Annotated in this window: 7 protein-coding genes and 1 pseudogene; all 8 read right to left on the bottom strand. The window is 47.7% G+C overall.

Going from position 1 to position 5,764, the window contains the following annotated elements:
- Positions 1 to 191: pseudogene (locus tag Q0X25_RS06830) on the bottom strand (bifunctional folylpolyglutamate synthase/dihydrofolate synthase); the annotation flags it as partial.
- A 9-nt stretch (positions 192 to 200) separates the two neighbouring features.
- Positions 201 to 791 (bottom strand): GTP cyclohydrolase I FolE, encoded by a 591-nt coding sequence (gene folE / locus Q0X25_RS06825; protein WP_367270413.1) that lies wholly within the window; start codon positions 789 to 791, stop codon positions 201 to 203.
- Positions 792 to 818: 27 nt separating this feature from the next.
- A complete protein-coding gene (locus Q0X25_RS06820; protein ID WP_298580372.1) occupies positions 819 to 1,673 on the bottom strand; it encodes a bifunctional 5,10-methylenetetrahydrofolate dehydrogenase/5,10-methenyltetrahydrofolate cyclohydrolase in 855 nt (284 codons plus the stop codon).
- A 10-nt stretch (positions 1,674 to 1,683) separates the two neighbouring features.
- Positions 1,684 to 2,310 (bottom strand): cyclodeaminase/cyclohydrolase family protein, encoded by a 627-nt coding sequence (locus Q0X25_RS06815; RefSeq protein WP_298580369.1) that lies wholly within the window; start codon positions 2,308 to 2,310, stop codon positions 1,684 to 1,686.
- A gap of 61 nt (positions 2,311 to 2,371) precedes the next feature.
- Positions 2,372 to 4,036: a formate--tetrahydrofolate ligase gene (locus Q0X25_RS06810; RefSeq protein WP_298580366.1), complete on the bottom strand. Its 1,665-nt coding sequence runs from the start codon at positions 4,034 to 4,036 to the stop codon at positions 2,372 to 2,374.
- A gap of 211 nt (positions 4,037 to 4,247) precedes the next feature.
- Positions 4,248 to 4,598 carry a hypothetical protein gene (locus Q0X25_RS06805; protein WP_298580362.1) on the bottom strand — a complete coding sequence of 117 codons (351 nt, stop codon included), beginning with the start codon at positions 4,596 to 4,598 and terminating at the stop codon, positions 4,248 to 4,250.
- Positions 4,599 to 4,840: 242 nt separating this feature from the next.
- A complete protein-coding gene (locus Q0X25_RS06800; RefSeq protein ID WP_298580360.1) occupies positions 4,841 to 4,981 on the bottom strand; it encodes a hypothetical protein in 141 nt (46 codons plus the stop codon).
- 223 nt (positions 4,982 to 5,204) lie between these two features.
- On the bottom strand, positions 5,205 to 5,764 hold a 560-nt coding region (locus Q0X25_RS06795), incomplete at its 5' end, for a 5-formyltetrahydrofolate cyclo-ligase (protein WP_298580357.1).

The raw sequence follows: 5,764 nt of genomic DNA, 5'->3' as shown, positions 1-5,764 counted from the left end.
GTGCTGGTTTTGCCATTAGTGCCAGCAATTTGCAAAGCATCGAAGCATAAATCAGGATTTCCCAGCTCAGCAAGCATATCAATAACGGTTTCAAGCATGGGTTGAATACCAAAATGTAGCGCTCGATGCAGTTGATCGAGCGCTTGCTCATAATCCCAGTTTATAACCTCAAAAGGAAGAGCATAGGTCATGGCTACCCCTTAATGGCTCACACCCAAAAGGCGCAGCGCTTCAGTACGAGTTTTTTCGTTTTGCTTAAAACAACCACGGACCGAGGAGGTTACCGTCACGGCACCTGCGGCACGGACACCCCTCATGGTCATACAGGTATGCTCTGCTTCGATAACCACCATCACGCCCAAGGGATTGAGCTCGGCTACCATTGCATCAGCTACTTCTGCTGTCAGACGCTCCTGTACCTGTGGACGCGCCGCAAAACCCGCCACACAGCGAGCAATCTTGGAAAGACCCGTAATGCGACCTGCACGCGGAATGTAGGCAACATGTGCCTTACCAATAAAGGGCAATAGATGATGTTCGCACATGGAATGAAAAGGGATATCCCGCACGATAACCATCTCTTCGTTATGGTCTTCTTGGAACTGCTTGCGCAAGTAGCGGGCAGGATCATCAGAAAGACCAGCAAAAAGTTCTTCGCAGGCACGTGCCACACGATTGGGAGTACCCTGTAAACCCTCGCGATGAGGATCTTCCCCTATTGCATAGAGTAGTTCACGGATGGCCGCTTCAGCACGAGGACGATCGATCTTGCCGGTAGCCTGCCCTGCCATCTGCGTATATGTTTGTTCGTCAGCCATCTAGGCTACCGTCCTCTCAGCTGCTTCGACCACATGCTGCGCCAGCACTGCCGTCGTCACAGAACCAACACCTCCTGGTACAGGCGTGATTGCTGCAACAAGAGATTCAACAGCTTCAAAGTCTACGTCACCGACAAGTTTTGCCGCATCAGTATCCCAATTAATACCAACATCAACAACAATCTGATTCTCGTGCACACAAGCAGCGCCAATAGTTTTTACATGGCCTGCGGCAACCACCAAAATATCTGCAGCACGGCAATGCTCGGCTAAGTTATGTGTTTTTGTATGACACATCGTCACCGTCGCATTTTTTGCCTGGAGCATCATAGATACGGGTTTGCCAATCACAAGAGAACGTCCAACAACGCAAATATCAGCCCCACAAAGCTCATAACCGTAATACTCAAGCAAGCGCACAACTGCTTGTGCAGTACAAGGCGGAAAGCCTTCGGGACGCGCGGCAAAAACGCCAGCAAGTGAGCCCATCGTAATGCAGTCAATGTCCTTGCTTATATCAAGAAGCTCACAAGCGCACGTTTCATCCAAATGGGCAGGCAGCGGACGAAACATCAAACAGCCATGAATATCATCGCGTGTATTTACCTCACCAATCACCTTGAGTAGCTCCTCTTGACTGCAGTCAAGAGGCAGGATGAACTGACAAACACCCAGCCCTATCTTCTCAGCACGTTTAAGAATTCCACGCTCATAGGAAAGATCATCTGCACGCTCACCTACCCGCACGATTGCTAAAGTAGGTGTAATACCCTGTTCTTTGAGCAGCGCGGTACGCAGCTGGAGCTTTTCGGTCAACGCAGCAGCTACGGGCGCACCTTGTAATAGCTTTGCCATTTTTACCTCTTTAGTTGGTTAGTTGTTCAAATATTTTTCGAGCAACTAAGTTGCCCCGCGCGGGGTACATATCCAACAATTTTTTTGCATCGCTCTCAGCCGCAATTGCCCAATCGTGTGAACGAAATGGCTTGGTATTCACAAAAACATTAAGAGCCGCACTCTGCAGCGCAGCAACAGCAAAATAAGCACCGCACGCCACATCAGAAAGCAACATACGTGAGCCCTTTTGCTCCATCTCGTCTAGAAGGTCAATGGTCTGGGCACATACATGCATCATCTCAAGAGGGGCCTTACAGGCATCTTGGGTAGCCGCCTCGAGAATTGTTATACGCTGAGGATCTTCTTTAGGAATTGCATAGGCACGCGAGAGCGGCTCAAAAGCAATAGCGTCATCATCAACGAGATTAAGTAATTTTTCACGGAGCTCTCCGGCGTCCACAAGCATACGTTGGATGTCTGCCTCTACCTCGGCATAGCGCTTTTTGCCTGTGGTGAAATTGCCCACCATTGAGCAGAGCGCTGCAGAAAGTGCACCCACCAGAGCTGCTGCTCCCCCGCCTCCAGGCACTGGCTGTTTTGAAGCTAATACCGCCGCAAAATCACGACAGCTACGTGTGCTCAGTTGTTCTGTCATGAAGTCCACCTCAAATTGAGAGAAAAGAGTGCAGAGTGGAACTTCTGCACTCTTCATATAGTTAGAACAAACCTACGATGTTGCCATTTTCATCAACATCGATATTTTCTGCTGCAGGATGTTTGGGCAAACCTGGCATGGTCATGATGTCACCTGTGAGTGCCACAATAAAGCCCGCACCTGCAGATACTTTGACATTACGCACGGTAATACGGAAATGCTTGGGGGCGGCAAGTTTGGTCTGATCGTCACTAAACGAATACTGGGTCTTTGCCATGCATACGGGCATATTGCTAAAGCCCTGGTCTTCAAGCTGCTTGATCTGCTTTTCTGCGGCCACTGTGAAATCCACAGCATCGGCGTGGTAGACACGACGAGCAATAGCGTCAATAGAATCTTTGATACTGCCGAGCTCATAGCTAAAGTGGAAGTCCGAAGGCTCGTCGCAAAGACGCACAACCTCGCGCGCAAGCGTCTCGCCGCCTTTACCACCCTGCGCCCAAACTTCAGAGAGCGCAACGTTAACACCCAATTCCTTGCATTTTGCCTCAACGAGGTCGAGCTCGGCTCTGGTGTCTGTCGGGAAGGCATTAAGAGCCACGACTACGGGCAGACCATAAACGTTTTTCATGTTGTGAACATGCTGCAAAAGGTTGGGAAGACCTGCCTCAAGTGCCTCGAGATTCTCACTGTTGAGATTGGCTTTTGCAACCCCACCGTGATGTTTAAGCGCACGGACCGTAGCGACAACAACACACGCATCAGGTGAAAGATCTGCCAAGCGGCACTTGATATCACAGAACTTCTCGGCACCAAGATCAGCACCAAAGCCAGCTTCGGTAACAACATAGTCGCCCAACTGCATTGCCGTAGTGGTAGCGGATACCGAATTGCAGCCATGTGCAATATTGGCAAAGGGGCCACCATGAACAAAAGCAGGATTGTGCTCAAGTGTCTGCACAAGATTCGGATTGATAGCATCCTTGAGCAATGCAGTCATCGCGCCTTCTGCCTTAAGCTGATGTGCGCATACGGGCTTGCGGTCATAGGTGTAGGCAACCACGATGCGACCAAGGCGCTCTTTGAGATCCGACAAACTTGTTGCCAAGCAGAACACAGCCATTACCTCTGAGGCAACCGTAATATCAAAGCCATCTTGGCGCGGTATACCATTGGCAACACCACCCATGCCATCAACAATCTGGCGGAGCTGCCGGTCATTCATATCCATCGCGCGTTTCCACACGATACGACGAGGATCGATGTTCAACTCGTTGCCTTGTTTGATGTGATTATCCAGCATGGCAGCCAAAAGATTGTTAGCGTTTTCGATAGCGTGGAAGTCACCAGTAAAATGCAAATTGATGTTTTCCATGGGGATGACCTGGGCATAACCACCACCCGCGGCACCACCCTTCACGCCAAAAACAGGGCCTAGCGAAGGCTCACGCAGAGCAAGGACCGTGTTATAACCTAGGCGGTTCATTGCATCGGCAAGACCAACCGAAGTTGTCGTTTTGCCCTCACCTGCAGGCGTGGGGTTGATGGCAGTCACGAGGATGAGCTTGGCCTTCTTAGGCTTATCTGCTAGCTTGCTCACATCAACTTTGGCCATAAAGTGACCGTAGAAAATGAGCTCATCATCGGTCAAACCCAGCTTTTTAGCAATCTCTTTGATAGGTTTGATTTCTGCTTCTTGGGCAATCTCAATATCGGACTTGGCCATAGTTGCAAACTCCCCTTCTTTACAGATGAGACAAAAGCGTATGTCGATCTCATCTGTTAATAGTACAGATAAGTCCAAATCTTGTTATAGCTAATTCTTGCCATACCGTTTAAGCGGTTCACCTGTCTTGTCATATTGAATTATTCTTAGCAATTGCCGCATGACAGCCATACTATGAAGATCGATAATGAATCTTTCACCTAAATAATAGTTACTTCTTCAGATACTTAGTCGCATCCAAAACAGCTGTCGTTACCTGAGATATGCTTGCCAATTTCACTAAAGTCGGATCGAGAATAACGGCAAGTTGAGATCCATGTTCTGCTGCGTGATCTACAAGTCGCTTAAAGTGCTCTGCATCGGCATTTTCAACGCCTGTCTCCATCACTGCTTCAAGCCATGCTTTTTCTTCATCACTAGGAGTAAGCACTGCGATGTGCGCCAATGCAAGTGGACCCTTTACCTGTTTGGTGCGCATCACCTCAGATGAACCAAGAATAAGAACTGACTTAAGCTTGAGGTCTAGCAAATCATCGCGTAGTGCTTGTACATCTATAAGCATGGAAGCTCTCCTATACTTTTCAACTAAAATATATCGTAGCAGCTAGCTGTAAAAATACCGTTTATCTGGACACTACCCCGCTTCTCAAAAAATGACTCATGCCAATGTTAAAGCAAATCATCCAAAAACGATTCAAGAGCAGCTGTTGCGTATGGTGCGCAAAAAAAACGAGACGACACCATGGGTGTGCCGCCTCGCAAATAGGATCTAAATGAAATCTCAATTATGTTGTTACTACAAACTTATGCCTTCCAGACATCTCCTGCATAAGGAACATAGTGATAGTCTGGCTGATCTGCACTTTCAGATGTGGTAGTGCAAGGAACTGCAGAAAGAACGAGTCCGCCAATAAGCAAAGCAAAAATAAAAACGATGACTGCCATATAAACCATCCTTCTCCGTCGTCACCGTAACATTCTCGTAACTTATATACTCACTATAACACGGCGTTTTATCTGCTATTACATTTTTTCTACTGTTTCTTTTAGTAATTCGCACAAATATATTTTGTTGCCTTACTAAGTAGGTAGAATCACGAAATAGCACTCGATTTTTTGCAGAGAAGCACGATGGTCTATCCTTGCATCTGAGCTAACAGGACAGCCACTAAGCGTGTGCCCTTATGGTTTGCTGCTCGCTCACAACAAGTTCTACAGCTTGATCATGAATATCAATAACGCCTAAATCCGCCAAACTATCGCACAGCTGAATTTCACGACAAAGACCAACAGAGTAGCCCGCAAAACTTGCGAGTAAGCTGTCATAAAAGCCGCCGCCATAACCCATACGATAGCCTGCCAGATCAAAGCTCAATCCAGGCACAACAGCCAGAGACGGAATACCAAACACATCTTCATCAGAGAGACGAATCAGATTCTTTGGATCCGCCAAAGGCTCTAGGATGCCAAACTTACTTTTTTCTAACTGATTAAAATCTTGAATACGATACCAGTCCATCAGACGGGTATGAGGAATAACGCGAGGAATCGCAACGGTCTTTCCTGCCTGCCACGCATATTCAATAAGTTCGCGAGTATCAACCTCTTTATCAACCGAAAGATACGTCAAAATCAAAGCAGAGTTGCACCATTCGGCTGTCGCTACCACATGTTTGGCGATAAGCGTATCAATACGAGCACGCTCCTCATAAGACAAACTTTTGCGTA

The sequence above is a fragment of the uncultured Olegusella sp. genome (genome assembly GCF_947253395.1).
In the GTDB taxonomy this organism is placed as follows: Bacteria; Actinomycetota; Coriobacteriia; order Coriobacteriales; family Atopobiaceae; genus Olegusella.
The sequence above is the reverse complement of the archived record's forward strand: the minus strand, read 5'-3'. Positions and strand labels throughout refer to the sequence as shown.

What these genes read in the sequence shown, in the direction of transcription:
- Q0X25_RS06815 (WP_298580369.1), bottom strand. Translation starts at nt 2,310, where the DNA reads ATGACAGAACAACTGAGCACACGTAGCTGTCGTGATTTTGCGGCGGTA.
- folE (WP_367270413.1), bottom strand. Translation starts at nt 791, where the DNA reads ATGGCAGGGCAGGCTACCGGCAAGATCGATCGTCCTCGTGCTGAAGCG.
- Q0X25_RS06800 (WP_298580360.1), bottom strand. Translation starts at nt 4,981, where the DNA reads ATGGCAGTCATCGTTTTTATTTTTGCTTTGCTTATTGGCGGACTCGTT.
- Q0X25_RS06805 (WP_298580362.1), bottom strand. Translation starts at nt 4,598, where the DNA reads ATGCTTATAGATGTACAAGCACTACGCGATGATTTGCTAGACCTCAAG.
- Q0X25_RS06810 (WP_298580366.1), bottom strand. Translation starts at nt 4,036, where the DNA reads ATGGCCAAGTCCGATATTGAGATTGCCCAAGAAGCAGAAATCAAACCT.
- Q0X25_RS06820 (WP_298580372.1), bottom strand. Translation starts at nt 1,673, where the DNA reads ATGGCAAAGCTATTACAAGGTGCGCCCGTAGCTGCTGCGTTGACCGAA.